Source organism: Virgibacillus sp. W0181 (assembly GCF_051846915.1).
Taxonomy (GTDB): domain Bacteria; phylum Bacillota; class Bacilli; order Bacillales; family Amphibacillaceae; genus JBPYCR01.
The window spans coordinates 92,501-118,226 of the sequence record NZ_JBPYCR010000004.1 but is presented as its reverse complement, the minus strand read 5'-3'; the positions used below and the strand labels follow the sequence as shown (position 1 = coordinate 118,226).

The 25,726-nt window shown below is 39.2% G+C and carries 28 protein-coding genes and 1 riboswitch; of the genes, 10 read left to right on the top strand and 18 right to left on the bottom strand.

Annotation, left to right across the window (positions count from 1 at the left end; genetic code table 11):
- The 9 genes from ACLIBG_RS03625 to ACLIBG_RS03585 form a co-directional block, all read right to left on the bottom strand.
- A partial coding sequence (locus ACLIBG_RS03625) for a hypothetical protein (protein WP_439311352.1) occupies positions 1-463 on the bottom strand: 463 nt, incomplete at its 3' end.
- Complete coding sequence (locus tag ACLIBG_RS03620) at positions 444-995, bottom strand: hypothetical protein (RefSeq protein WP_439311351.1); 552 nt, start codon at positions 993-995, stop codon at positions 444-446. The genes ACLIBG_RS03620 and ACLIBG_RS03625, both read right to left, overlap by 20 nt.
- An 11-nt stretch (positions 996-1,006) precedes the next feature.
- Positions 1,007-1,906, bottom strand: coding sequence for a type IV pilus biogenesis protein PilM (gene pilM / locus ACLIBG_RS03615; RefSeq protein WP_439311350.1), 900 nt, complete (start codon positions 1,904-1,906; stop codon positions 1,007-1,009).
- Between the two features lie 100 nt (positions 1,907-2,006).
- On the bottom strand, positions 2,007-2,381 hold the full coding sequence (locus ACLIBG_RS03610; RefSeq protein WP_439311349.1) for a competence type IV pilus major pilin ComGC: 375 nt from the start codon (positions 2,379-2,381) through the stop codon (positions 2,007-2,009).
- Between the two features lie 20 nt (positions 2,382-2,401).
- A riboswitch (cyclic di-GMP riboswitch) is annotated at positions 2,402-2,486 on the bottom strand.
- Positions 2,487-2,539: 53 nt separating this feature from the next.
- The gene (locus tag ACLIBG_RS03605; RefSeq protein WP_439311348.1) at positions 2,540-3,739 is read right to left on the bottom strand and encodes a type II secretion system F family protein; all 1,200 of its coding nucleotides are present in this window, start codon (positions 3,737-3,739) and stop codon (positions 2,540-2,542) included.
- A gap of 59 nt (positions 3,740-3,798) precedes the next feature.
- Complete coding sequence (locus ACLIBG_RS03600; RefSeq protein WP_439311347.1) at positions 3,799-4,833, bottom strand: type IV pilus twitching motility protein PilT; 1,035 nt, start codon at positions 4,831-4,833, stop codon at positions 3,799-3,801.
- Positions 4,834-4,845: 12 nt separating this feature from the next.
- Positions 4,846-6,459, bottom strand: coding sequence for a GspE/PulE family protein (locus ACLIBG_RS03595; RefSeq protein WP_439311346.1), 1,614 nt, complete (start codon positions 6,457-6,459; stop codon positions 4,846-4,848).
- Between the two features lie 21 nt (positions 6,460-6,480).
- Positions 6,481-6,933, bottom strand: coding sequence for a hypothetical protein (locus tag ACLIBG_RS03590; RefSeq protein ID WP_439311345.1), 453 nt, complete (start codon positions 6,931-6,933; stop codon positions 6,481-6,483).
- Positions 6,926-7,378 (bottom strand): type II secretion system protein, encoded by a 453-nt coding sequence (locus tag ACLIBG_RS03585; RefSeq protein WP_439311344.1) that lies wholly within the window; start codon positions 7,376-7,378, stop codon positions 6,926-6,928. Before ACLIBG_RS03585 ends, ACLIBG_RS03590 begins: the two co-directional genes overlap by 8 nt.
- Positions 7,379-7,446: 68 nt before the next feature.
- On the opposite strand from ACLIBG_RS03585, the gene ACLIBG_RS03580 reads away from it, so the two are divergent.
- On the top strand, positions 7,447-8,502 hold the full coding sequence (locus ACLIBG_RS03580; protein ID WP_439311343.1) for a type II secretion system protein: 1,056 nt from the start codon (positions 7,447-7,449) through the stop codon (positions 8,500-8,502).
- Between the two features lie 141 nt (positions 8,503-8,643).
- On the opposite strand, the gene ACLIBG_RS03575 is transcribed toward ACLIBG_RS03580, so the two are convergent.
- Together ACLIBG_RS03575 and ACLIBG_RS03570 are read right to left on the bottom strand one after the other, a co-directional pair.
- Positions 8,644-9,117 carry a flavodoxin gene (locus tag ACLIBG_RS03575; protein WP_439311342.1) on the bottom strand — a complete coding sequence of 158 codons (474 nt, stop codon included), beginning with the start codon at positions 9,115-9,117 and terminating at the stop codon, positions 8,644-8,646.
- Positions 9,118-9,352: 235 nt separating this feature from the next.
- A complete protein-coding gene (locus tag ACLIBG_RS03570; RefSeq protein ID WP_439311341.1) occupies positions 9,353-10,135 on the bottom strand; it encodes an ABC transporter ATP-binding protein in 783 nt (260 codons plus the stop codon).
- 190 nt (positions 10,136-10,325) lie between these two features.
- Here ACLIBG_RS03570 and ACLIBG_RS03565 point away from each other — a divergent pair, with 190 nt between their 5' ends.
- The gene (locus ACLIBG_RS03565) at positions 10,326-10,475 is read left to right on the top strand and encodes a hypothetical protein (protein WP_439311340.1); all 150 of its coding nucleotides are present in this window, start codon (positions 10,326-10,328) and stop codon (positions 10,473-10,475) included.
- A gap of 314 nt (positions 10,476-10,789) precedes the next feature.
- Here ACLIBG_RS03565 and ACLIBG_RS03560 read toward each other — a convergent pair whose 3' ends face one another.
- On the bottom strand, positions 10,790-11,029 hold the full coding sequence (locus tag ACLIBG_RS03560) for an indolepyruvate ferredoxin oxidoreductase subunit alpha (RefSeq protein WP_439311339.1): 240 nt from the start codon (positions 11,027-11,029) through the stop codon (positions 10,790-10,792).
- Positions 11,030-11,204: 175 nt separating this feature from the next.
- Positions 11,205-13,379 (bottom strand): DNA topoisomerase III, encoded by a 2,175-nt coding sequence (locus tag ACLIBG_RS03555; RefSeq protein WP_439311338.1) that lies wholly within the window; start codon positions 13,377-13,379, stop codon positions 11,205-11,207.
- Positions 13,380-13,643: 264 nt separating this feature from the next.
- Between ACLIBG_RS03555 and ACLIBG_RS03550 the strand changes: the two genes are divergently transcribed.
- A complete protein-coding gene (locus tag ACLIBG_RS03550; protein ID WP_439311337.1) occupies positions 13,644-14,582 on the top strand; it encodes a nuclease-related domain-containing protein in 939 nt (312 codons plus the stop codon).
- A 499-nt stretch (positions 14,583-15,081) separates the two neighbouring features.
- Here ACLIBG_RS03550 and splB read toward each other — a convergent pair whose 3' ends face one another.
- Genes splB through ACLIBG_RS03535 form a run of 3 tightly spaced genes read right to left on the bottom strand, consistent with a single transcriptional unit; the run spans position 15,082 to position 17,350 of the window.
- A complete protein-coding gene (splB, locus tag ACLIBG_RS03545) occupies positions 15,082-16,110 on the bottom strand; it encodes a spore photoproduct lyase (RefSeq protein WP_439311336.1) in 1,029 nt (342 codons plus the stop codon).
- Positions 16,103-16,351 carry a transcriptional regulator SplA domain-containing protein gene (locus ACLIBG_RS03540; protein WP_439311335.1) on the bottom strand — a complete coding sequence of 83 codons (249 nt, stop codon included), beginning with the start codon at positions 16,349-16,351 and terminating at the stop codon, positions 16,103-16,105. Before ACLIBG_RS03540 ends, splB begins: the two co-directional genes overlap by 8 nt.
- 54 nt (positions 16,352-16,405) lie before the next feature.
- The gene (locus ACLIBG_RS03535; protein ID WP_439311334.1) at positions 16,406-17,350 is read right to left on the bottom strand and encodes an AEC family transporter; all 945 of its coding nucleotides are present in this window, start codon (positions 17,348-17,350) and stop codon (positions 16,406-16,408) included.
- Positions 17,351-17,751: 401 nt separating this feature from the next.
- Here ACLIBG_RS03535 and ytaF point away from each other — a divergent pair, with 401 nt between their 5' ends.
- A complete protein-coding gene (gene ytaF / locus ACLIBG_RS03530) occupies positions 17,752-18,372 on the top strand; it encodes a sporulation membrane protein YtaF (RefSeq protein WP_439311333.1) in 621 nt (206 codons plus the stop codon).
- A gap of 90 nt (positions 18,373-18,462) precedes the next feature.
- Here ytaF and ACLIBG_RS03525 read toward each other — a convergent pair whose 3' ends face one another.
- Positions 18,463-19,254 carry an SDR family oxidoreductase gene (locus ACLIBG_RS03525; protein ID WP_439311332.1) on the bottom strand — a complete coding sequence of 264 codons (792 nt, stop codon included), beginning with the start codon at positions 19,252-19,254 and terminating at the stop codon, positions 18,463-18,465.
- Between the two features lie 203 nt (positions 19,255-19,457).
- Between ACLIBG_RS03525 and ACLIBG_RS03520 the strand changes: the two genes are divergently transcribed.
- The 6 genes from ACLIBG_RS03520 to ACLIBG_RS03495 all read left to right on the top strand — a co-directional run bounded on the left by ACLIBG_RS03520 (position 19,458) and on the right by ACLIBG_RS03495 (position 24,658).
- Positions 19,458-19,838 (top strand): GntR family transcriptional regulator, encoded by a 381-nt coding sequence (locus ACLIBG_RS03520; protein ID WP_439311331.1) that lies wholly within the window; start codon positions 19,458-19,460, stop codon positions 19,836-19,838.
- Positions 19,839-20,699, top strand: a complete 861-nt coding sequence (locus tag ACLIBG_RS03515; RefSeq protein WP_439311330.1) for an ATP-binding cassette domain-containing protein — start codon at positions 19,839-19,841, stop codon at positions 20,697-20,699.
- A 3-nt stretch (positions 20,700-20,702) separates the two neighbouring features.
- Positions 20,703-21,341, top strand: coding sequence for an ABC-2 transporter permease (locus ACLIBG_RS03510; RefSeq protein WP_439311329.1), 639 nt, complete (start codon positions 20,703-20,705; stop codon positions 21,339-21,341).
- Between the two features lie 58 nt (positions 21,342-21,399).
- Complete coding sequence (locus ACLIBG_RS03505; protein WP_439311328.1) at positions 21,400-22,059, top strand: ABC-2 transporter permease; 660 nt, start codon at positions 21,400-21,402, stop codon at positions 22,057-22,059.
- A gap of 51 nt (positions 22,060-22,110) precedes the next feature.
- Positions 22,111-22,995, top strand: a complete 885-nt coding sequence (locus ACLIBG_RS03500; RefSeq protein WP_439311327.1) for a CPBP family intramembrane glutamic endopeptidase — start codon at positions 22,111-22,113, stop codon at positions 22,993-22,995.
- Between the two features lie 799 nt (positions 22,996-23,794).
- Positions 23,795-24,658: a CvfB family protein gene (locus tag ACLIBG_RS03495; protein WP_439311326.1), complete on the top strand. Its 864-nt coding sequence runs from the start codon at positions 23,795-23,797 to the stop codon at positions 24,656-24,658.
- A 53-nt stretch (positions 24,659-24,711) separates the two neighbouring features.
- On the opposite strand, the gene ACLIBG_RS03490 is transcribed toward ACLIBG_RS03495, so the two are convergent.
- Positions 24,712-25,680 carry a metal ABC transporter solute-binding protein, Zn/Mn family gene (locus ACLIBG_RS03490; protein WP_439311325.1) on the bottom strand — a complete coding sequence of 323 codons (969 nt, stop codon included), beginning with the start codon at positions 25,678-25,680 and terminating at the stop codon, positions 24,712-24,714.
- Between the last annotated feature and the right edge of the window lie 46 nt (positions 25,681-25,726).

Genomic DNA, 25,726 nt, shown 5'->3' with positions numbered 1-25,726 from the left:
TAAAAAAACGCTCCGCTTCAAGCAGGGTTTCCATAAAGGTATTGATCGCTGCAATATTGCCGGATTTTACCTCCATTCGATACTCAATTTGTTTTAGGTCATTCGTTGTTTCTTCCTCTGCGTCAGAGTCACTTTTCGCTTGATCATCATTCGTACCAAGTGACGTGACCTCAACTTTTGAAGTTTTTGCGAGTTTTTCTAATTGTCGAAGCACGGTTTCCGGTGTTTTTTCCAGCGGCACTTTCATTGCTACTTCATTTAATTTTTGTTCCTGAATATTGTCTTTTTGTTCTGTCAGTTTTGCAACTTGTTTCTCGTAAAGCTCCACTTCCTGCGCCGTGCTTTTAGCTTGTTTTGCAAGCGGGCTAATGACGTTGACATAAAGCACCGTGTAGACAAGCGCAGTAACAACCAACAGAGCAATGCTTGTGATTGTATATATTTTATTCCAGCGTTTGCGCATGTTCATTAAGCTCCTCTACAGCCAATGCCGAATCGATCTTTAACGTCAACATTGCTTCAAATCCGTCATTTCCATTCGTAATTTCCGTCAGCTCCGTATCGGTGATATATGATTTTTCGCTTAGCATTTCCGTATAGTCTGCAACTTCCGTCAATGACGTAAACGCTCCAACAATCACTATTTTCTCCGGTTCGGTCATTTCATAAACGGACAGCTTTCCACCTGCAAGCGGCAGAACAGTTTCCTCATACATTGAAAAAACAGGGGCGGTTTCTTCCTGCATTTTTTCCATCTCTTTTTCGATCCTTTTTAGCAATTGTTCATCGGCCGTTTCTTTTTGCAATGAGAGCAGTTCGGTTTCCAATCCTGCAAGTTCTGCTTTATCACTCTCCATCGTCGTTGACAGTTCATATCGCTGGTAAAAAATTAGCGCAGCAATTAGAAGCAATAGGAAAATAAATGCAATGGCAAAGAGTACTGGAGCAACATATTTACTTTCTTTTTTTTCGATAAAGTTTATTTCAACCGTCATAAGTTCACCTTCTATGCATCCTGCTTTAATCCAAGCCCATATACATCCACATATTTGCATTCTTCATCAGAAATTGGGGGCGCATAAATATCCAGTGCAAATTCTTCGTTCAACGACTTTTTTATTACCTGCAAATAGGGGGAGTCCCCAGTAAGCAGTATTTGTTCAACTGCCGCATCGCCGTTCATAATCGAATATTGATAGAAATCCAGAATTCTTCTAATCTCGATCATATTATCTTGTATCGGCTGCTCCAGCACTTGTGCATTAACGGCTTGATCAGGCTTAATATACCGGGTGAAAATGGCTTTATTATGCTGAAAGGCGGTTAAAACTAATGCGTCCTCATTCCAATGAATGAGTAAAAGATGCGCAGGTAATTCAGCAATATTATGGGCAAAATAGCGATAAATAGAAAGGAACGTCAAATCTGCTACTACCGGCTTTAAGCCAACTTCTTCAAAAGCTGTCGTAAAGCCCGTAATTTTTTCCTTTGGATAAGCAAACAATAAAATTTCTCTTTCCTCTTGTTTCACTTCCAAAAATTCAACTGCTAGCGCCGGCTGATCAAACGGCAAATAAATTGTACTGCCGAGTTGGTTTTTTATGTATCCGATTGCTTCTTCTTTCTCCAAAGCTGCCGGAATTTTCAATTCCCGTATAACTACAGTACTATCAGGAAGGGCAAGGAATAATTTCTTTCGCTTCCATTTATGTTTCACGACAAGCTTATTCATCGCCTCTTTGAATACTGCTTTATTTAAAATAACGCCATCTTGCACTGTACCTTGCGGAAGCTCCAACTCACCTTTGTAGGCCAGCCCGTCCATCGAAGGCTGTTTGTGGAAAGAATAACGAATAATGTTGTTGGTTATAACGAGATTAACACGACCGGCCGTTGGCAAAATCATCCTTCCACCTCACTTCTTGTTGACTAAATAATGTAAGAAGACGCCCCAATTGCATGATGCAAGGGCGTCAATTGTATAACTAATAAGTATTCATTTATATTTATGGCGTATACCCAGGACAACCTTCCATTTGCATAATATACTTACCATCGTTATTCTTTATAACACCAGTATTTTCTCCATAAAGATTACCACTGTTGGGGTCTTCAGGTATTTCTTCTAAAAATCCTTCAGTTTTTAAAGTCGCAAGATCAGTACTATCCCCTATATTATCTTCCACAGCCGCTAATCTTGCTGCATTAGAAACCAACTGACAATTTGCCTCATGTACGTCTTGCTTTTTTCCATCCAATATACTCCCAATCGCCGGAACAGCAACAGCTGTAATAATTCCTAATATAACGATAACGGCTAATAATTCCACCAACGTAAACCCTTTTTCGTTTTTGAACATCTTTTTTACTTTGTTAAACATATTCATTCCTCCTAATTTAAGAAAAATTAGGTCGGTCGCACTAATGACTCCAGATTATCCAAGTGCCCGATGTATAGATAATCCTTCCCCATCTCCTAATCTTATTATAATAGATTACTAGTTATATTTCGACAAATTATGTGTCGATTTTGCAACTTTTAACCAAAATTCTCAAACATAGAAAACATTGGCAGTACAATTGCCAGTATAATACCGCCTACAACAACAGCAAGCGTGACGATAATGAGTGGCTCAATTAGCACTTTGATCCGATCGGACAGTTGTTCCACTTCTTCCTCATAAAAGTTTGCTACTTTTAAAAGCATCGCGTCGAGTGTTCCGGTTTGTTCGCCGATTTTTATCATTTGCACGACGAGTGCGGGAAAAGCCCAATGACCTATCATCGGGACAGTCATTGATTCGCCGACGGTCAATGATTCACGCGATCGAGCAAATATATCGCGAATCACGCGATTTCCGATAACTTTTTCCGTAATTTCCACCGATTGCAAGATTGGCACGCCACTGTTAAATAAGGCACTTAATGTTTGGGTCGCCCGAACGAATGCGCCTTTATGAACGAGCTGGCCAAAGATCGGAATTCGCATTTTTATAAGATCCATCTGATAGGCAAATGCTTCTTGTTTCATAAATACCCGGTAAAGCGCAACGATCGCAACCACCAACACTATCAAAACCCACCAATACAACCCAGCCCAGTGACTGAGATTTACAATAAACTGGGTATAGGCTGGTAATTCCTGACCAAACGATGAAAACATCGAAACGAATTGCGGCACGACAAAAACGAGCAAAAAGATCGTTAATACAAATGTGATTAAACCGACAATGCTTGGATACATTAAGGCCGAGATTACTTTTTGCCGGTTATTGTACTGCTTCTCGTAGTACGTAGCCATTTGATTCAAGATTTCGTCCAGCTTCCCGCTCGCCTCCCCTGCTTCTATCATATGGACAAGCAGTTCGGGAAAAACGTTCGGATGCTTGCTTGCTGATTCAGACAGGGATTGCCCTTGTTCTAGACGCTTATTCATATCTTCCAGTGCGATCCGCAAAGCATAGTTATTCGTTTGCTCTCTCATCGTTTTTGTTGCATCGGAAATAGGAATGCCGGACTGAATTAACGTCGCATATTGTCGCAGGAAAATGATGAAGTCTTTGTGTTTTATTTTTCTGTTTAGGACAAGATCTTTGTTCCATGGTTTTGTTTCTTCCATGCGATAAACGATATATCCTTCCTTTTCCAGCATGCTTAAGGCTTCCGCTTCATTGTCAGCATCGATTTTTCCTTTCAGTCGTTGCCCGGATATCCGCTTGGCTTCGTATTGAAAATTCATTCAGCACTCCTCCTTTCCTAATAACAAGCTAATAATGACCTCTATCTGTTTCCACTTTACTATATTTCATTTAAATAAGGAGCGACGGTTTCATAACTAATTACACTTTCCTGCAGTAGACGACGTAAATCCATTTCAAGCGTATGCATACCAGCATCTTTTGACGTTTGCAGCACGTTTTGAATTTGATGTAGCTTTTCATTGCGAATTAAGTTTTTAACCGCGGGTGTATTCACTAGTACTTCCGTTGCTACTCGCCGGTTCATTCCATCTAGGGTCGGAAACAAGCGCTGAGAAATTACTGCCTTTAAGATTGAGGACAGTTGGATTCGTATTTGCCCTTGCTGTTCCGGGGGGAAGACATCAATTATTCGCTCAATCGTGGACACTGCATCGGATGTATGTAGCGTACTTAATACGAGATGACCGGTTTCGGCTGCCGTAATTGCTGTTGCAATTGTCTCTTGATCGCGCATTTCTCCAACGAGAATAATATCAGGATCTTGCCGCAAACTAGCTCGTAGCCCGTTAACAAAAGTACGTGTATCCGGTCCAACTTCTCGTTGATCAATAATGGACATACGATGTGCATGTAAATATTCAATCGGATCTTCCAGTGTAATAATATGTTTTTCCGTTGTTTTGTTAATATAATCGATCATGGAAGCAAGCGTTGTCGTTTTCCCGCTTCCGGTTGGTCCGGTCACTAGGATAAGTCCTTGGGGAAGCGCAGTCAGTTCTTGAACAATCGACGGCATGTGTAGCTGTTCAAATGTCGGTACACCTGTCGGGATTAGACGAATGGCAAGTGATAAATGGCCACGCTGGTAAAAAGCGTTCATTCGAAATCGTAAGCGGTTGTCAATTGTATAAGAAAAATCAATTTCTCTCTGCTCTTGCAATGTTCTCCATGCCGCTTCCGATAAAATGACTTGGCAAATTGCTTCCGTTTCTGATGGCTGTAAAACAGATCCATCCATTTCAACCAGCTTCCCATGAATCCGGAATACCGGTGCTTTATTAACCGTTAGATGAACATCTGACGCATTTTTTTCATTTGCTTCCTGCAACCATTGATGAAACATTTCCTTCATCTCATTGCCCCCCTAAACCTGAATCGTCACTTGCAACATTTCTTCCATTGTCGTCAAGCCTGCTTTCACTTTTTCCAAGCCATCATGCACGAGGAACGACGCTCCTTCTTTTCGTGCCTGTGAACGAATTTCTGTAACGGAGCGATTATCCATTAACATTTCCCGGATTGCATCGTTCATTACAACAACTTCCTGGATGGCAATTCTACCGCGATATCCTTTTTGCTGACAACTGTTGCATCCTTTTCCTTCATAAATGGTATCAACGTCCACATGATGTTTGTCAAAAACATCATGTTCTAATGCGGAAGGGGTTCTTTCGGTCCGACAATCACGGCAAATACGCCGAACAAGCCGCTGTGCAACAATTCCGGATATGGAGGATACGACCAAATACGGCTCAATGCCCATATCAAAAAGTCGCGGAATAGAATCTATCGCACTGTTTGTATGGATTGTACTAAAGACGAGGTGCCCGGTTAAAGAAGCGCGAATGGCGATTTCTGCCGTTTCCTGATCGCGAATTTCCCCAACCATAATGATGTTCGGGTCCTGCCTTAAAATAGATCGCAAGCCTCTTGCAAATGTGAAGTCAATACCGCTGTTTACTTGTACTTGATTGACTCCTTCTAGCTGAATTTCAACGGGATCTTCAATCGTAATCACATTTACGTGTTCTTCGTTCAAATAATTAATTGACGCATATAATGTCGACGTTTTCCCTGATCCGGTCGGTCCGCTTATTAAAATTAAGCCCGACGGTTCGTTAATGAGCTGTAAATACCGTTCGTAATTTTCTTTGGAAAAATCCAATTCCTTCAGCCGCATAAGAGCACTACTTAAATCGAGTATCCGTATGACGACTTTCTCCCCGTATACCGTTGGCAGTGTCGAAATTCGTAAATCAACGGGGGCAACTCCGATCGTCGTTTTAATTCGACCATCCTGCGGTAAACGTGTTTCCATAATATTTAAATCAGCTAAAATTTTAATTCGGGCGGTTATAGGTTGCTGCAGGCTCTTTGGCAACATTTTTTCTGTCTGTAGACGCCCGTCAATACGATAACGAACAGTAATATGTGCATCCTGTGGGTCAATATGTACGTCACTTGCCTTTAACTGCACGCCTGTTTGCAATAATTGATCAAGTACTTGGATAACAGAAGATTCGGCATCAGAAGCTGAAAAGTCACCGTCTCCATGATCGTAATATTTATTAATCGTAAACAAAATGTCATCCCGTGCAGCAATGACCGGTGCAATGTTCCACCCAGTCGATATTTCCAGATCATCAATAATATAATAGTCCATCGGATCGTTCATTGCCAGAACGAGTGAGTCGCCATCCATTTTCAGGGGCATAATATAGGAACGCTGAGCCAATTCTTTTGAAACGTAGCTTAATACTTTTTTGTCGATTGGATAATGGAACAACTGGACGTGCGGAATGCCCAGTTGGAACTCCAGTACCTCGATCAATTGCCGTTCCGTGATTAGACCGCGCTCAAGCAGGGCATCGCCTAGCTTTTGATTACTGGTTTTATTTTCGAGTGCCTGATTTATTTGTTCTTCTGTTACAATACCTGCTGTCTGGAGCAAATCACCTAACCGTTTACGTGTTTGCATTTGTTGTTCGCCCCCTTTTCTTTACTGCCGCAAAATGGAAATAATAATTTCACTTTCTTCGTTTATTTCTTTCTCGGACGCCATTCCTTTACTATTGAATTGAATCGTTATTTCATCGTCAGACGTCTGTTCGATCGTAATCTGTTCGATTTCAAACGATTTATTGCCGCTTCCCATTTCTGAGTTTAAAGTTTCGGTATTATTTAGTTCTTCTATTGCGCTTTTTACCCCTTGAAATCCAGAATCCTCTGCCACTTCCTCCAATATCTCACGTTTAGATGCGACCATCTGCTGATAATAATCAATTCCCATGTCCGCCATATGCCGCGCTTCAATACTTTTCTCCATCGTCGATACTTGTCCAGCTGTATTCGTTACTTGATAAAATTGCCCAAGCAGCAAAAGGATCAATACCGTGATGAATAGTAAGGTCATAACGAGTGCTGCCCCTTGTTCATTATGGTACTTATTCATCCTCATCACCTGCTGCCGTTATATAAAAATACGTATCAGACACTTCACTACCATCCGCCATTACGCTTATGTGTCCTCGGTATAAATTCAGTTCATTTTCTTTTTCCGTTTGACAGAGGGTTAGCTTCGGTGAAAAGACCTGATTGTTTATATTCGTGGAATAGTCTCCCTCGAGTGCGTAAGGAGTACCGCCAATACTGCAGTTTTCTACAGTCGAGGCACTGTCGATATATGTAATTAATTGCTCATCATTTTTTAGTTGAACGACATAATGATCAAGTAAATTTCCGGAAACGAGCGTTTCATCTGTTTTTTTGGACCAATTTAACAGGTGTGGAAACATCGGCAACAACACAATAATGACAATGCTTAATAACGTTATAGCAACAACAAGCTCTACAAGCGTAAACCCTGCACTATTTTTTTTATTCCAATTGCTATACAATAGAGTTCACCACACCTTTGATCCTAATATTATCCAACTTAAGTATACCATTTACGGAAGTGATTAACATGCGAAATATGTCGGATTTTAGAAATGAAGACGGTATTACACTCGTGGAATTGCTCGCTTCGATTGCTATTTTGACCATTGTTGTTGCTTTATTGTATTCCTTTATTTTTCAAGGATTAAACAGTGAGAAAAAAACAAGTGATGCAATTGCTTTAAATCAGGATGGCAATGTATTGATCAGTGAGCTTAGAAGCCAATATTATGCAGGAGAAACAATGCTTTGTGTCGAAACTGACGATAAGCGGTTGACGATCGATGATTATACAATTACAAATGGAGATACTCCTTTGCAGATTGATCAAGGCTGCATCGAAGGGGTTAATACGGATGAGCCACTCGAAATCAAACTAACCCTTGGCAATGACTTAGGACAAAGCATAACATTGGAAGCAACATGGCAACGACCAGAATCCGCGCAATTAGCACTCGTTGTTGGAAGTTCTGGGGAAGGCGGATCCAATCCTGATAATATTACCTGGGAGTATACAACAGATGAATTACCGTGCCTCGATAACCCAGACTATAAAAACCTAAATATCAAATGGACTGGAGATAAGCTGGAATCGAATTGCAAGCAATATAACGGGCCAAATAAAAACAAACACGGGACGAATAAAAGTTTATGGATTAAAAACGATGTTGATCTGGAAGACAAGAACTTTGTAAAGGTCGGTCAACATTTATTTACCAACGAAAAGGTGGAACTGGAAGATAATGCAACTGTAACCGTAGACGGAAACGCCACATTCAATAAAAAAGTAGAAGTGTCCAACAATGCCTTCATCACAATCGGAGCCAATAGTAAGTTCCAAAGAAAGTTAGAGATGGAAGGGCAATCGCTTGTAAGGATTGGTGGCAGTGCCAACTTCGTTAAAAAATTAAGTATGGAAAACAGTGCAAGGTTTGAAAGTGGTGGAAATAGTATTTTTTCCGATAAAATAGAGATGGAAGATTCCGCTTCAATTGTTATTGGCGGAAGCGCCACCTGTTTGAAAAAAGTCACAAAAGAAAATAATGCTTCCATTACCGTTAGCGGGAAGTCCACATGTTCGTAGTATATACCGGGGTATGGAATAGACTGTGTTCTTTTCAAAATGCAACGAACCGAAAGAAATAGTCCTCCGGTTCGTTGCATTTATCATCGTTTCTATTTCTTCTTAAAACTGAGCGTTTCTTAATCCATACAAAGAAAATGCTCAGGCCCCTTTTTCCTCCAATTTTGATTCGATCAACGTACAAACCATATCAGCAAATGCTTGGCATCGCATAATGTCCGCTTCATTCGGATCCAGATCTACTTTTAAACGTTCCGGTACAACAGTGGCATGCAATTTTTTCGCACGATCTGCTACTAAATCTATCGCGCCACCATACGTATCGTAGAAAGAATCGGCAGAGCCAAACACACCAAAAACTTTTCCGGCAAGATTGGCGTCTTCCAAATCATCGTAAAAATCTTCGACTTCGTACGGTAGCTCCCCATCGTCCCACGTGTACGTTCCAACAAGTATCGCATCATAATGCTCTATATCTTCCATGTCAATCACATCAAAATCAAAGGTTTTTAAATCCACCTCATGATGATAACTGTGCAAATAATCAGCAATCGCTTCTGCCATTAATTCCGTATTTCCGGTTGAACTCGCAAAAATTATTAATATTTTACCCATTTCCAATCGCCTCCATTGGAATATCTATATCAAGTATAATTGATAACGATTATCATTTCCAATGAATAGACTGAAAAAGGTGGAAAACCTGCCATCCATTTAACAATGTTGTCACAATCGATGACACTATGTTGATTAATATTAGGTATTCGTTCTAAACCGGTTAAATTTTATTCAAGAAGAATTCATGATCCCATGAATCACTTATAAACACTTTTATGCAAAGCTGATTGCGTCAAACTAAATTCATCCATGCTCGATTTTTATGCCATTCCACGTGGATCGATTTCTCAAAAAAGGCACTGAGATTGTCCCCAGTCAAGGTTTCTTTCCTTTGTCCCTGGTCAAAAACAGTTCCCCGCTTCACTAATAACGTATGAGAAAAAAACGGTAGCACTTCTTCAATATGATGCGTTACAAAAATAATCGTTGGGGCATCATTTGTTTCTGCCAACTCCTGAAGGGAATTCATTAACTCTTCACGTGCAATAAAGTCCAATCCACTCGTTGGCTCGTCCAAAATCAATAGTTTCGGTGCAGGCATGAGTCCACGTGCAATTAATACTTTTTGCTTTTCTCCATTGGAGCATTTGTCATACGTTTGATTATATAAATGCTTGCAGCCTAACTGTTCCATCAACTGGTAAACTCGCTCGTAATCATTTTTAACCGGTTCCAAATGATCCAATCCAACCGATGCAAATTTACCGCTGACTATGATATCCTCTACAACATGTCGCCCATTTATTCTTTCCTGCATCGACGAACTTACCCAACCAATCGATTTACGCAGTTCACGAATATCTGTTTTCCCAAAGCGTTCCCCTAATACAGAAACGGTGCCAGTTGTAGGCCAAATATACCCATTTACCATATTAAGCAGTGACGTTTTCCCCGAACCATTTAATCCAAGCACCGCCCAATGTTGTCCTTTTTCGACTTGCCAGTTAATATCAGTTAGAATCGTTTTTCCTGTTCTTTTCCAAGAAACATTTTTCATATCAATAACCATTTTCATTCATCCCCCGTTAATAGTTCGCAATATTAAAACCTCTCTTAATCATTTTATCGACTTCATGAGAATGTGTCCAAGAAATACAGGGGTTAAGCAATGAGATGTATATGAAATAATGCGCTGTAAGATTTAATTCGACCAGCTAAAATAATGTATACTATGTTATAACGAATCATTAAAGAGGTGAAAGAAATTGAAAGTAAAAATGAATGTACAAACGATGTATCATGGAGATTTGCTCCGGAAAGATAAAGTATATGATATTGAAGATGGGACAGCAGAGCGTTGGATTATAAGTAAAATCGCAGCAAAAGCAGAAGAAAAGGATACAGATAAAAGCTAGTTGTTTTCTTTGTTTTTTATCTGATTTAACCCTTAGCTGATATGCGGAAAGATATGCTCGAGAAAATAAACGGAAAATTGCCATCCACGAGTGTTCCATCAGCCTGTAGTAAAGTTATTTACCTTTGTATCACAAAAACTTTTACAGCTATTATCCATCCATATGAACAGATCCAATAACATACATATGAACAGATCCAATAACATATTAAAATCCCCGTCAACGCACACCGCATCACGGCATACAACGGGGATTTTATCTATAGGTCACTCACTATCATGTAATTTTGGTACTAGCGAACAAACATAAATTGGTTATTTATTCGCAAAAAACTCCTCTGCTTTTTCCAAGTACTTTTCATTTTCCGGAGTTAAATCGTATTCTTCCACAATTGCATCGACTGGACAAACAGCAACACAAGCACCACAATCGATACAAATATCCGGATCAATATAAAACTGATCTTCGCCTTCCTCGATACAGTCGACCGGACAAACACTAACACATTCAGCAGATTTTTCTGCACTACATGGTTCCAATATTACAAAAGCCATCTATAGTAACCTCCTTCATACAGGTAGAAATTTAACTGTTCTATTATTAATGATACATGACATCCTTTATACAAGTAAACAAATTAATATTAAAAATTTGTGAACATTCTTTTTCAGGTGGATTTATTTCTCTCAACGACTTCATGCGTCTATGCGTAAAATAACAAGTATAAATTTATTTCTTCAATTTTGCCAAAGCATCTGCCAAAGCATTATTTTTAAATCCGTCATCTTGTTTTTTCAAATATTGATTCACTTCGCGCTTCGATACGTTATGTTTTTTCTCTTTTTTTCTTCGCTCATTAAAGGTAGATAATTTTTCCCTGTGGCCGCATTTACACGTAAACATTTGGCCGTCCCCTTCACCCCGCAGTTCCAATCGTTTATGACAGTTCGGGCAACGTGCATTTGTTGTTTTTGCTACATTTTTCTTGTGCCCGCAAGCTCGATCTTGACAAACGAGCATCTTTCCGTGTTTGTTTTTTATTTCAAGCATCAATTTGCCGCAATCCGGACACTTGCTTCCGGTAAGATTATCATGCTTAAATTTTTCCTCAGTATTCTTGATTTCACGAACGATTTCTTTCGTATATTGTTTCATTTCCGTTATAAATTGCTCTTTTTTCAAATGCCCTTTTTCAATCTGGCTTAGTTTTTGTTCCCATTCGGCCGTTAATGCCGGAGAACGCAACTCTTCCGGTACAAGTTCCAGCAGCTGTCGGCCTTTTGAAGTTAGAAAAATATGCTTCCCTTTCATTTCCATGTAAGCGCCATTGAACAATTTTTCAATAATATCCGCACGGGTTGCTACCGTACCAAGCCCGCCTGTTTTGTTCATCGTGCTTGCCAGGTGTTTTTCATCTTCCCTCATATAACGCACTGGATTTTCCATCGCCTTCAAAAGTGCTCCTTCTGTAAATCGTTCCGGCGGTTTTGTTTCACCAGTTGTCATTGTAAGGTGGAGGTCGGAAAGTACAGCTCCATTATGAAGCTTTGGCAATGTTTGCTCTTTCTCGTCTGCTTCTTCCTCTAAATCTGATCGTTGATAAATCTCTTTCCAGCCTTGTTTGGTGATCCTTTTTCCTTTTGCAGTAAAATGCTCAGAACCGATTTTTGCTGTTATGGTCGTCTGTTCATACTCATGCGCATCGGAAAGCACGGCTAAAAATCGCTTCACTACGAGATCGTAAATTTTTCGTTCATTCCCTGCTAAATCTTCCAAGATAACGTGCTCTTCAGTGGGGATAATTGCATGGTGGTCGGAAACTTGTGCATCGTTGACAACAGATTTTGGCAGCTTCCATTCCTTTTTCACCAGCTTTCTAGCTATGCGTGCGTATTGGTCCACACCGCACGCTTCCAGACGATCTTTCAATGTCGGGACGATGTCGGATGAAATCACACGGGAATCGGTACGTGGGTAGGTAAGTACTTTATGTCGCTCATATAACTTTTGCATGAGTGATAACGTTTGTTTACCTGAGAAACCAAAGATACGGTTTGCATCTCGCTGGAGTTCAGTCAGGTCATATAGTTGTGGTGCAAAGCTTTTTTTTTGAACGTTATCAACATTAATAATTGTTGCTTGTTTACTTTTCAATTGACGTAAAAGTGTCGCCGCCTTTTCTTTGGAAAACATGCGGGTATTATTTTTTGCATCCTTCCAAATGAGAGTAAAGCCCGTTTTAGCTTTTGCCTCCAATCCGTAAAACATCTGTGGCTTAAATGTTTTTATTTCCTTTTCGCGAGCAGCAATCATTTCAAGAGTAGGGGTCTGTACTCTTCCACTAGAAAGTTGGGCATTAAATTTTGTCGTGAGTGCCCTTGTCGCATTTAGTCCAACATACCAATCTGCTTCCGAACGGGCAACGGCGGAATCATACAGCGGTTCATACTTTTTCCCCGGTTGAAGATTACGAAACCCTTCACGAATCGCTTTATCGGTAACGGATGATATCCATAGACGCTTGACTGGCTTTTTTACACGTGCTTTTTCGATAATCCAACGAGCTACAAGTTCCCCTTCACGTCCCGCATCAGTGGCGATAACAATATCTTTTACGTCTTTTCGATTTAATTGGTGTTTTACAGTGCTATACTGCTTACCGGTTTTTTTGATAACGACCAGCTCGAGAGACTTTGGCAGCATTGGTAAATCATCCAAACGCCAAGTTTTGTATTTTGCATCGTACTTTTCGGGATCAGCCAATGTAACCAGATGACCAAGTGCCCAGGTAACAATATATTTAGAGCCTTCCATAAATCCATTGCCTTTTTTATTACAATTCAAGACAGCGGCAAGATCACGTCCAACAGAAGGCTTTTCAGCGAGAACAACGGTTTTAATCATATGTTAAAAACCCTTTCTAAACTCAAATATAAAAGATCATTTCCAAATACTACTTTATCATAAATGATGGGAAATGAAACATTTCTATACGGTACTTTCTTTGTACCGATTATGGAGTGGTTCATGAAAAGGTAAACAATATTACGGATACTAACAGATAAATAATGATGAAGTCAGTTCAGGGGGAAACCCTTGTTTTATTTGAATTTTGTAATAAAATGAATGTTATAAAATATCATTTCTAAAAATTGCAGGAGGAATTTAATGACTTTAACAACACATTATAAACCCCAAAAACCCTTTGATTTACAGGTTTTGAACTCTTTGCAGCACCGTATGAAATTACCTGAAAGCACCATGCAAAATTACCGTAATCTAAATAAGGGGTATGAAGGTGAACGAGTATTTTATAACTTGGCAAACAAAGAACTTGCTACGGATTGTATAATGCTATATGATTTATTACTCGAAAGTAATCAAACGGAGTTTCAAGTGGATTGTCTGCTTATCTACCAGCAAACGATCTTTTTAATTGAAGTGAAGCATTATGAGGGTGATTTTTATATTAAAAATAATAATTGGTTTGTAGTTTCAACAGAGAAAGAAATCAGAAACCCACTACTACAACTAAAACGAAGTGAATTTTTGTTCCGACAGTTACTTCAGGATTTGGGTTGTCATTACACTTTAGAATCCTATATTGTCTTTACTAACCAAGCATTCATGCTTTATAAAACTCCTCTCCATTTACCCCTTGTTTTTCCAACCCAGCTTCATCGCTTCATGAAAAAACTAAACACAAATCCATCCAAATTAACCTTACAACATACGAAATTGGCTAAACTGCTAGTGGACAAACATGTGAATAAATCCACTTATGAACGGCTACCCAATTATAACTATAATGAATTACAGAAAGGCATAATCTGCACATCCTGTTCTGGATTCTTATCTCCATTCAGCAAATTAACATTAAAATGTAAAAGATGTGAGTACGAAGAAAGTGTGGATTTGTCTATTTTACGAAGTGTGAAGGAATTCAATCTTCTCTTTCCTAATAAAAAAATAACAACAAGCGCAATTCTTGAATGGTGCAGCGTAATTGATTCCAAAAAGATAATCAGAAAAGTCCTCATGGATAATTTGAATGTCATTCGTAATGGAAGATATACACATTATACTTTTGATCATTTGATGAATTGACAATAGATTTAAATCGAATAAAATTACCGTTTGAAAAGGGTACAACGGATTCCACTGTGATCCTTATAACCACTTTCCATCATTTTCGGGAACGGAGGAGTTTCCTGCGTGACCCAAACGCCTGCTTTTAATACTCTTCAGGCACGCGGAAGCTCCCATCGTTACCGTAACAACTAATTTTCATCATTTTAAGGAAGGAGGCGTACCCCCGCTTTACCGAAACTACCAATCTTCAACCATTTCAGAAAGGAGGCGTACTCCTGCGTGACCTAATACAGCTATTTTACACTTTTCAGGAACGCAGTAGCTTCCACCGTTACCCAAATAAACACTTTTCACACATTTAGGGAACGTAGCAGCTCTCCGCGTGACTCAATCCACCAATTTAGAACCGTTTCAGGCACGCTGCAGACTCCAGCGTTACCCAAACAACAGCTCTTCACCCATTTCAGTCACGTGGCATCCAAGCATGACTGAAATACCACTTTAATGTACCAGATCAAGTAAAATATTCTATCTTCGCTTCAGGGAAGTACTTATCTATATAACTGCCGAGCGTTTTTTTAATATCTTCTTGTTCTTCATTTTGGTATACGTATTTGCCAATCCCGTATCTACCCCACTTCCATTTGCGTTTTGCCTCATCGAGTTCTAGTTTGGTCATCGGGTAATTTTCTTGGATGACACGTTTTGCCGGTTTGGTAAATCGGTGTTGGATCATTTCAAAGGTCAATCCTTTTTTTGCAAATCCCGGTAGCATCGCTTCTAGTTTTTCAAACATTTCGTGGTAACCGTCTTCCCATCCTTCATGTAAATAAATCGGTGCCACAATAAACCCGAGCGGATATCCTGCTTCCGCCACTTTTACAGCTGCTTCAATTCGTTCATGAAGTCGGGAAGTACCCGGCTCAAAATACTTAATCACATAATCGTCATTTATACTAAACCGAAAACGAGTCTGACCTTGATGATCGGCATCAAGCAGATGATCAACGTGTGCAAATTTTGTTACAAAACGAAGCTTCCCGTGCTCCGAACGACCGAAGAATTCGATCGTCCGCTTTAAAGTATGTGTTAAATGATCTACACCAACAATATCCGAGGTACAAGACGCTTCAAAACGTGTAATTTCCGGTGCTCGTTCCTTCATATAACTTTCTGCTTGCTCAAAAATTTCGTCCACATTGACGTATGTACGAATATACGGTTTACTGCCCATCGTCGTCTGTAAATAACAGTAATGGCAATGACCCATACAACCGGTTGCCAGCGGGATTGCATATTCAGCCGATGGTTTCGACGTATCGAATTTCAATGTTTTTCGTATGCCGACAACAAGTGTCGATTTTGCGATCCGGTACCGCTGGAAGTGATTGTCTCCAGGCAAATTACGAATCTGATTATGAGATGTCGTTTCCCGTATTTCAATTCCCATCTTGCTAAATTTATCAATTAGTGTTTTACCTAGATCGTATTCCATTGCTTTCGGCTCGACATAAATGAGTTGGGGTACAAATGGTTTAACCATAAAAGTCATCGATCCCAAATACATTTTCATACGCCTGTTCCGCTTCTTCTAGCGTTCTATAAATAGCAAATTCATCCGTTAGCGGGTAATACGTTTCATACAAAAACAGCGCCAATTGCGACGAATCATCCGGACTCGCCACAATTGCCGCCTCCTGCACATTAGCAACATTTTGTGCATGAGGGTTACGAATAATCACATATACGACTTCGCCCGGTTGGTATGCCTGATTGATTTCCATGTTTTCACCTTTCTTCCAATCTGTTTCTATTATTATGACCGTAATGGAAGAAATTTATAATGATATATTAGAAGCGATGACATTCACGAGAAAATAGAGGAGCGGGACGGTTAATATGCAGAGTAATGTCGTTAAAAATACACCAAGAGCCGCAAAAAATGCATCGCCACCATATGTCTGGGCATAAAGGGATATCGTTGGTGCTGCGGGCATTCCCGAAACGATAACTGCAATCATGAGCAATGGAATCGGCACAGGCAGAAATATAAAAACAATTATTAAAAGTGGTAACAAGAGCAACCTAAAAAAAGTCATCTTCCATAAATACGTGTTTTTAACAAGTAAAGGGATATCCTTTAACGTAACTTTTGCCATTAAACTTCCAATGACAATCATCGATAACGGAATCGTCATTTTACCAATCAAATCCAAACTATCAGCAGCTATCGCCGGAAATGTAAGTGGAGAAAACAGAAAAACAAGCCCAAGTCCGGTTGAAATAATCCCCGGGTTTAAAAAGATACGTTTCCACTCAACCATTTGCTTATTCGTTGTAAATAAATAGATGCCGTATGTCCAAATCAAAATTAAGTAACAAATATTAAACATGGTCAAATAGACGATGCCTGCTTCCTGAAACAAAATAAATACAACCGCATATCCGATAAACCCTTGATTCCCGAAAATAATTAGACTTTCATACACTTTCCTTTGATGAACCGGTAACTTCGATCGTTTTTGCTGCCAACGGGCGAATATGATTGATATAGTCAATATATAAATCGACATCACAACCAGCCAGAACAATTCTTGTATATGAGAGCTAGAAAAAGGGATATCCAACGAATACAAAATAAGAGCGGGAAGCGTTATATATAAAATAAGTTTCGTTAATACGTTATCGGCATGTTCATTTAAGACTCCTTTTTTGCGCGATATGAATCCCGCCAAGGCTACACTGTACAGCACAAGCATTTCTTGCATGAATTCAGCTGTCATCCCATTTGAATCCCTCCCATACGGTACTGTATGAGAGGCAATCGGAAAAGGTTATTTGTCCATAAAGTGAAACTTCATTCAGTGGGGGTTTCCTTTCCCCCCACTGAATGTTAGTTGAACAGAATCAGGGATTTACGGACTGTTTATCCCCCACCTTCACGATTAACTTTTTCACGCATAGAGGTGGGGGTATTACAGCCCGTTAATGCGTGATAGCTGTAAATATTTGTGCAGCATCCATGTTACTACTATCCGTAGGACCTACATTATCATCTATTCCGGTGTCTAATAAGACATGGGGTTTTTGAACTTGCACTCCAACGCACATCTTACACACAAACCCATACAATATGTTAGAAACATGGATAAAAAGTTAGAAACATAAAAAGGGTTTGGTTACGATGTTATATTATATGGGATTGGTTTTTTTAGTCGTAGCAGTCAGTTTGGATGGACTCGGCGTCGGAATCACTTATGGACTTAGGAAAATCATTGTCCCCCTCCATGCCTTGTTCGTTATTATGCTTTGTTCAGGTACAATTGTATTTTTAGCGATGAATATTGGCATTTTACTGCAGTCACTTATTTCTCCTCATGCTGCACAGTTACTCGGTGGTTACATCCTCATTTTTTTAGGGTTTTTCGTTCTCTTTCAAATGATCCGTCCAGAATTTAAAAAAGTAAAAGCAACTGTACAATCAAAAAATAAGCTTCACGACTTTAAAGCTGTCCTTTCCACCCCAGACAGAGCCGATTTGGATCAATCCGGAGTCATCTCCATTGGTGAGGCATTTTTACTTGGAACAGCATTGGCTTTGGATGCTTTTGGAGCTGGACTCGGTGCAGCTTTACTCGGCTATTCGCCATTACTCACAACCATTTTAATTGCACTGACGAGTGGTATATTTGTGTATTCAGGGTTGAATATCGGCTTGTTGCTTTCGGAAAATAAATTTATGAAAAAATTAACGATTTTACCCCCATTACTATTAATTGCTCTTGGTACGTTCAATCTTTTATAAGTAAAACAAATATGAAAAGCTGCCCTTGCCAGCAAGGCAGCTGTTTTCATGTTACAAATAATAAATCATCCTATTACTTTGAGCCTTTCGTCATAGTGCTTTCACGAGTGCGCCGTCCACAACTAATCCTTGACCGGTAATGTATGTATTCGCACCAGAAGCTAAAAATACAACCATTTTGGCAAATTCGTCTGGCTGCCCATACCTTTTCATTGGGATTTTAGCTGTTGCCTCTTGGATAAGTTCTTCCGTTTCTACTCCCTTTTCTTTTGCCCACGCCTGATTCAACTCAATGGTCCGATCGGTCGCGATCATTCCCGGACCGACCGTATTAACCAAAATGTTATTGGCAGCAAATTCTTGTGCCAGGCTTTTTGTTAATCCCAAAACCCCCGGTCTCATCGTATTTGATAAAATTAATTGATCGATACTTTGCTTAATCGAAGAGGATGTAATATTCACAATCCGGCCTTCTGCTTGCTCTTTCATGTAAGGAATCACTTCTTTAGTCATGCGAACGACACTGAGCAAATTTTGTTCAAAAGCATGATACCAATCTTCTTCATCCATATCCATAAACCCTCCGGCGGGCGGTCCACCAGCATTATTGACCAGCACATCGATTCGATTACTTTGTTTGCCTACCTGTTCTGCCAACTGCTTAATTTGCGCTTTATCTTTCATATCACATACAACATATTGAACGTGATTATTGCCGCTTTCCTTCTTAATCTCCTCAACGGTCTCCTGAAGTGACGCCTCCGTTCGACTGCTAATAAATACATGTGATCCTTCTCGGGCAAATTCAAGTGCAATTGCTTTTCCAAGACCTTTGCTTGCCCCGGTTACGAGTACGGTTTTTTCTTTTAAATGCAAATCCATTTAAAACACCCCTTATTTTATATTTTATGATGATATTTCTTTAATACCTACTCTACTATCCATTATCGCACCAGGATTACACTATTCGCAACTTTCGTAAATTATTTTTATTTCCCCACTTGCACGTATGTGTATATTATGTATAATGTGTATATACAATATAGATTGATTTGATCACCATAGACCTGGAGGTGATTCCATCCATGATAAATATTTTATTGAATACAAATAGTAAAGAGCCGCTTTTCATGCAAATTAAAGAACAAATTAAACAGCATATACTTACCGGAAAACTGGTGGAGGGTGATGCGTTACCTTCTATGCGTCTGCTAGCAAAGGAATTGAAAATCAGTGTTATTACAACCAAAAGAGCCTACGAAGACCTTGAGCAGGAGGGCTATGTTGTATCAGCAGTCGGTAAAGGTACATTTGTCGCCGGACAGCAACCCCACGTATTAATAGAGTGGCAAATGCGGGAATTGGAAAATGATCTGGAAAAGATTATTTTATCTGCAAAAAAACTCGGATTGAAAAAGCAAGATATCATAGAATTGCTTGACGTCTACTATGAGGAGGATATGTAAATGAATGCAGTGGAATTTAAGCACGTAACGAAAAACAGAAAACATTTTTCGATTGAAGACCTGTCAATGACGATTCCGCAAGGCTATATAACAGGATTCATCGGTCCGAACGGCAGTGGAAAAACGACAACTATTCAGCTTATGATGGACATCTTACAGCTGGATGATGGCGATATTCAACTGTTTGGAACGTCACATAAAAACCATTCGACAAAACAGCATGTCGGTTTTGTTTACGATGATTTATATATGTACGAAGAGTTTACAATTAAAAAAATGAAAGCTTTTATCGCACCATTGTATGATACTTGGAATGAGAAGCTTTTTCAAAGATATATAGCACAATTTAATCTATCTCCCCAGAAAAAAATCAAGCATTTCTCAAAAGGAATGAAGATGAAATGTTCGCTTCTCTTTGCGCTTGCCCACGAGCCATTGTTTATCGTTATGGACGAACCAACGTCTGGTCTTGATCCTATCTTCCGCCGAGAACTGCTTGACTTGCTGCAGCAATTGATGGTGCGAGAGAAACAAACGATTTTTCTATCTACGCATATAACGACCGATTTAGATCGAATCGCGGACTACATTATTTTTATCGATCACGGCCAAATTGTTTTGCAAAAATCAATGGAGGAAATCCGGGAAAAATTTCATATTGTAAAAGGAAAAAAAGCACTATTGGATAACGACATTCGCAATCTATTTCATGGATATAAAGAAACAGCGTTCGGTTTTGAAGCTTTGTTCGAAGGAGATCCACAGCTTTTTGAGCCATTTAACGAGGAAGTTCTAATTGAACCAGCTACTTTAGAAGATTTAATGTATTTTATGACGAAAGAAAAGCAGCTGGAGGGATAGATAATGATTAACTTACTAAAAAAAGAGGCCTATTTACATACGGCGAGCTTACTATTTTTTCTATTCTACGTTCCAATTGGTTATGTATTGAACCTGCCAAGGCCTACTATCTATTTAACTGTTGTTCTCCTTACAGTCGCGAATACGTTTTACTACGAACGTAAAAACAAGGTGAACGTCTTTCTGAAAAGTTTGCCGGTTACAACACAAAACATTGTGTTTACGAAATACACCGTACTCGTTCTATTCTTAACATTATTTTTATTGTATCAATGGCTCATTGATTGGTTAGCACATGGAGGACTTCCTTATTTGGATGAACAGCCATTAAATGGCACGAGTATTGTATTCACAATTTTAGGGCTTAGTATAGTGGTGAGCGTAGCTGTTCCCATTTTTTATTTATTCCGTTCATTTATCATAGCATCCACAATAACATTAATCACTTTTTTTATAGGTGCTTTCGGCTTTGCTATCGCAGCAGGTAATACCCATTTCCCATACATTGATTATGTGCTGTTAGGTGTTCTTTATATTATCGATTTTCAGCCGATTCTCGCTCCATTGCTCTTAGCCAGCTTATGCTTGTATGCCTCTTATCACGTATCGGCAATTATTTTCAGGAGACAAGATACCTTTTGACCCGTAGTATCTGTATATATTGACAGCCAAATAAAATCTTGACAAGACAGGTGATAAAATGCTCGCTTTATTGAAGCAACATGTACTGTATAGCAGTACATGGATGTATATTTCTATATTACTATTTCTCGCAGCTGCCTATTTCGTTACGCTTCCTCCTATATTTTTATTTCTTATTGTTTTTTTAGCTATTCTGATTTCGCTATTTATTTTTGACCATACAGGGAAAATGAATCGTTATCTCGTCAGCTTGCCTATTTCCAAGAAGCGTATCGTACAAAGTCGCCATGTTTCTTTACTGTTGTTCGCTCTAATTCTATTATTATACCAATGGGTAGTCATGATTGTTTTTTCAGCTATTTTTGAAACAGATTATTATGTATATGGTTGGAGAGATATTGTGACCGTACTTTGCCTTAGCAGTTTAATCATGAGCTTCTCCTTGCCATTGCTATATTATTTCCAATCTGTCCTTTTTTCGATTAGCATTATTTTAGTAATTTATTTTCTCGGAACGTTTTTCATCCTTGATCCACTTGTTCATGTGCTAAAGATGGATGATGTGATTATATTCAACGATCTTGATCCAGGATTTAAACTGTTGGTGGAAAAGTATATTCCGTTTCAACCGTATACTTTACTTTGCATCTTCACCTTAATTTTACTGTTTTTATCGATGAAACTATCTGAGCAATTTTATACGAAAAGAGAATTCTGAAAGGTGATTTAAAGAAATCGATCAACTGCTATTCATGTAAGGGGGCAAACCATGTTAAAAAACAAAAACGGTGACGTTCGTTCAGGATGGATTATTTTAATTGCCTTCACTCTAATGTTTGTTGCCCAAGGCTTATTTTCCATTCCCGGAAGTCTTTTATTGGCTGCATGGACAAATCAAGGGGGGGCCGTTCCATCAGGTGGTATTCTCGATCTTCATCCATGGTTTCTCCTGCTCGCTCAGGGAGGTGGTACGACAGGTGGAATCATTGCAACACTACTCATATGGCGATTTATAAATAAAAGGGATTTGTCGAAATTAGGATTTTCTGGTCCAGTTAAAGACTTGGTTTTTGGACTTTTACTCGGTGCCGTTTCTATATCCGTTATTTTTTTCATTTTATATGTATCTGGAAATGTCGTTTTACTCAATGCTTTTTCCGACCCACAAATAACCGTCTTCACATTCAGTTTTCTTATTATGTTTTTGCTTGTCGGCATTTTTGAAGAATTGTTCTTTAGAGGTTACGTGATGAATACGATGGCTTCTAAAGGAAATAAAAAGTGGGTCATCTATGTTGTGTCGGCCCTTCTCTTTAGTATAGTTCATGGAGCAAATCCAAATGTCAGTATTTTTGGTTTGATGAACATTGTTCTCGTCGGCTTGTTGTTTGCGTATATGTTTGATACTACGAAAAGTCTGCTCCTTCCAATCGGTTACCATATAACATGGAATTATTTTCAGGGAAATGTGTTCGGCTTCGCAGTGAGCGGAACCACCCCTTATGGTATTTACGAAGTAGATATTTCAGAAGGAAGTGCCATACTAACGGGCGGATCGTTTGGGCTTGAAGGTGGAATCCTTGCAACAGCTATGATTATAATTGGTTTTATAGCTACGAAAGTTTACAGTCGAAACAGAACGCACGGCGTGTAGATGGGAAATCAGTTGAAGTTGAATTTAAATACAGTCACTTTGTCAAAGTGTATATTTTTGACAAACGTGCTCAATAATGAGATAATAGATTATTGAAGTAACAAATAAGCAATCTGGCTTTCTACGCACTGTTTTTGTAGATGCTTATTCACACTGGCGCGACTAAAGGGTCGTAAGGACGTAAGAGCAGGTAGGGCTTACGTTGCTTAAGTTAGAGAACACCAGTGGAAAAAGACCGCGGTAAATATGAAATTCAATCTTATTCGGACGTTGCAAACCGATAATTTTATAAGAAAAGCGCAAGCGCCCCGCTTAGAAACGTAGTGACTGGACCGAAGCAACTGAGATAAAGGAATCACGATGAGCATAGCGAATCGATGATGACTTTCATCCAAGGGCATAAGGGCGACTAGGCCTCTGTCTAAAGCCAGTCGTCAAGTCTTCTTTATCGTAAGGCGCTGCGGGAAGTCGCCTAGTTTCTGGGCGATTAAGCTAGACAGCTATGCGCAAAAATGTGTACTTTCTTATCTGTTAAAATAAAAACGAAATGAATTTCAAAAAAGAAATAAAACAAAACTAATTTGTTACTTTTCATATGAAAGGGGTCCTTATAACATACTAAAAGGGCCCCTTTTCCAATACGATTTATGAACGTGAAAAGATATTTTGCAAAGAAGCAAGCTTTACAAATACTTCCACAAAAGAACATGATCATGTAAGTTGGGCAGTTAAATTTCGAAATAAGGAATCCCCATTTCTCTAATTTTTCTACTTAAATAAATGAAAGCAGGTAAATAGCATGGATAGCATAAAAATTGGAACCATCCAAACAATGTACGTATTACGCAAAATTGATACAGGTTATGTTTTGCAAAAAGGTGCAGCCGAAGCATTGCTTCACCATAATGAAACAGAAAATGAGCTGGAATCAACAGAAGAAGTGGATATATTTTTATACACGGATAAAAATGGACAAACGATAGCCACAACGAAGCTTCCTTCCATACAAATGGATACATATGGCTGGGCGACTGTAAAGGATGTTCTTCCACATTTAGGGGTGTTTGTAGATATCGGAACAACAAAAGACATGCTCGTATCGGTTGATGATCTTCCGTTGTTTCAAACTGTTTGGCCTAAGCCGGGTGATTTGCTCTTTGTTACTTTAGGAAAAGATCGCAAAGGGCGTTTACTAGCGATTCCAGCAACAGAGAGCGACTTTTCCCACCTTTGGGAAGCAGCCCTGGAAATGAAAATAAACACTCCCATAAGCGGACGGGTTTATTTTACAAGTAAAGAAGGTAGTGCGGTAATTACAGAAAATAATCACCGCGGATTTATCCATCATACGGAACGCAAGCGTGAACCTCGTTTAGGTGAGCTAGTCAACGGCCGTGTAATTGATGTGAAAGAAGACGGCTCCATCAATGTGTCATTGTTGCCTTTGAAGCATGAACGAATGGAAGATGATGCAAAACAAATTTTGACACATTTAGAAGCGCATAATGGGATCATTCCATTTACCGATAAAAGCGATCCGGAAGATATACGTGCGACCTTTCAAATGAGTAAATCAGCGTTCAAGCGCGCACTTGGAAATTTAATGAAAATGAAAAAAGTTGAACAACGAGACGGAAACACATATTTAATAGATAAAAAATAGTTATAACAAACGAAAAACTGCACCCCATTGTTGAGGTGCAGTTTATTTATTAATTATTGACTTAATCCTTCACTTATAACGTCAATGTTATAATTTAAATATTTAACATACGTATCTACTTCATCTCCCGGACTTCCTATTTCATCCGAATAAATCGGTATATCAAAAATTTCCACACCGGATTCTTGAGATACTGTTTCCATTGGCCGTGGATCCACATTCGATTCCACAAATAATACAGGGACATTATGATCCTTGATATAAGATACAAGTGATTTTATTTGTTGCGGAGATCCATTTTCCTCTGTATCCACTTTCCAAATACATTTTTCTTCCAATCCATAATGATCAAGCATATACTGGAATGCACATTCGCTCGTTACAAGCACCCTATTCTCTTCAGGGATTTCTCCCAATCTCTCTTCATAATCCTGGTCAATGGCACGGAGTCGCTCTAAGTATTCCGTCGCCCGATCATCATAATAGTCTTTATTGTCGGGGTCTACTTCCATAAAAGCATCACGCATATCTTCGGCCATTTTAATCCCCGCAGCCGGATCAATAAATGTGTGAGGATTAACTTCTTCTTCTTTCGTAGCTTTATCCTCTAAATACATTGGTTCTACACGTTCTGTAACACTATATACTTTCGATTCGTCCTGCCCGACCGAATCGATCATTTTAAAGAACCAGCCATCTTTCCCACCTTCCAGATTCATGCCGTTATAAAACAATACATCCGCATCTGTTGCTTTTTTAATATCTTCCGGCAAAGGCTCATACTCATGCGGATCTGTTCCGGTTGGTACTAGGTTGTGGACTTCAACTTTATCGCCACCAATTTCGCGCACGACGTCAGCGATAATCGTAAATGAGGAAACAACTTGCAATTTATCACCGTTGCTTGCATCCTTTGCTTTATTGTTATCCGTCTCTTCTGGTCCACCATTATCGTTTCCGCAAGCTGCGAAGACAAATAATGCCAAACACGCTAAAATCATAGCCTTGATCATACTTCTCATTATTCCCTTACGCTCCTTTGATGTTATATATTTTTTTATATGTTTA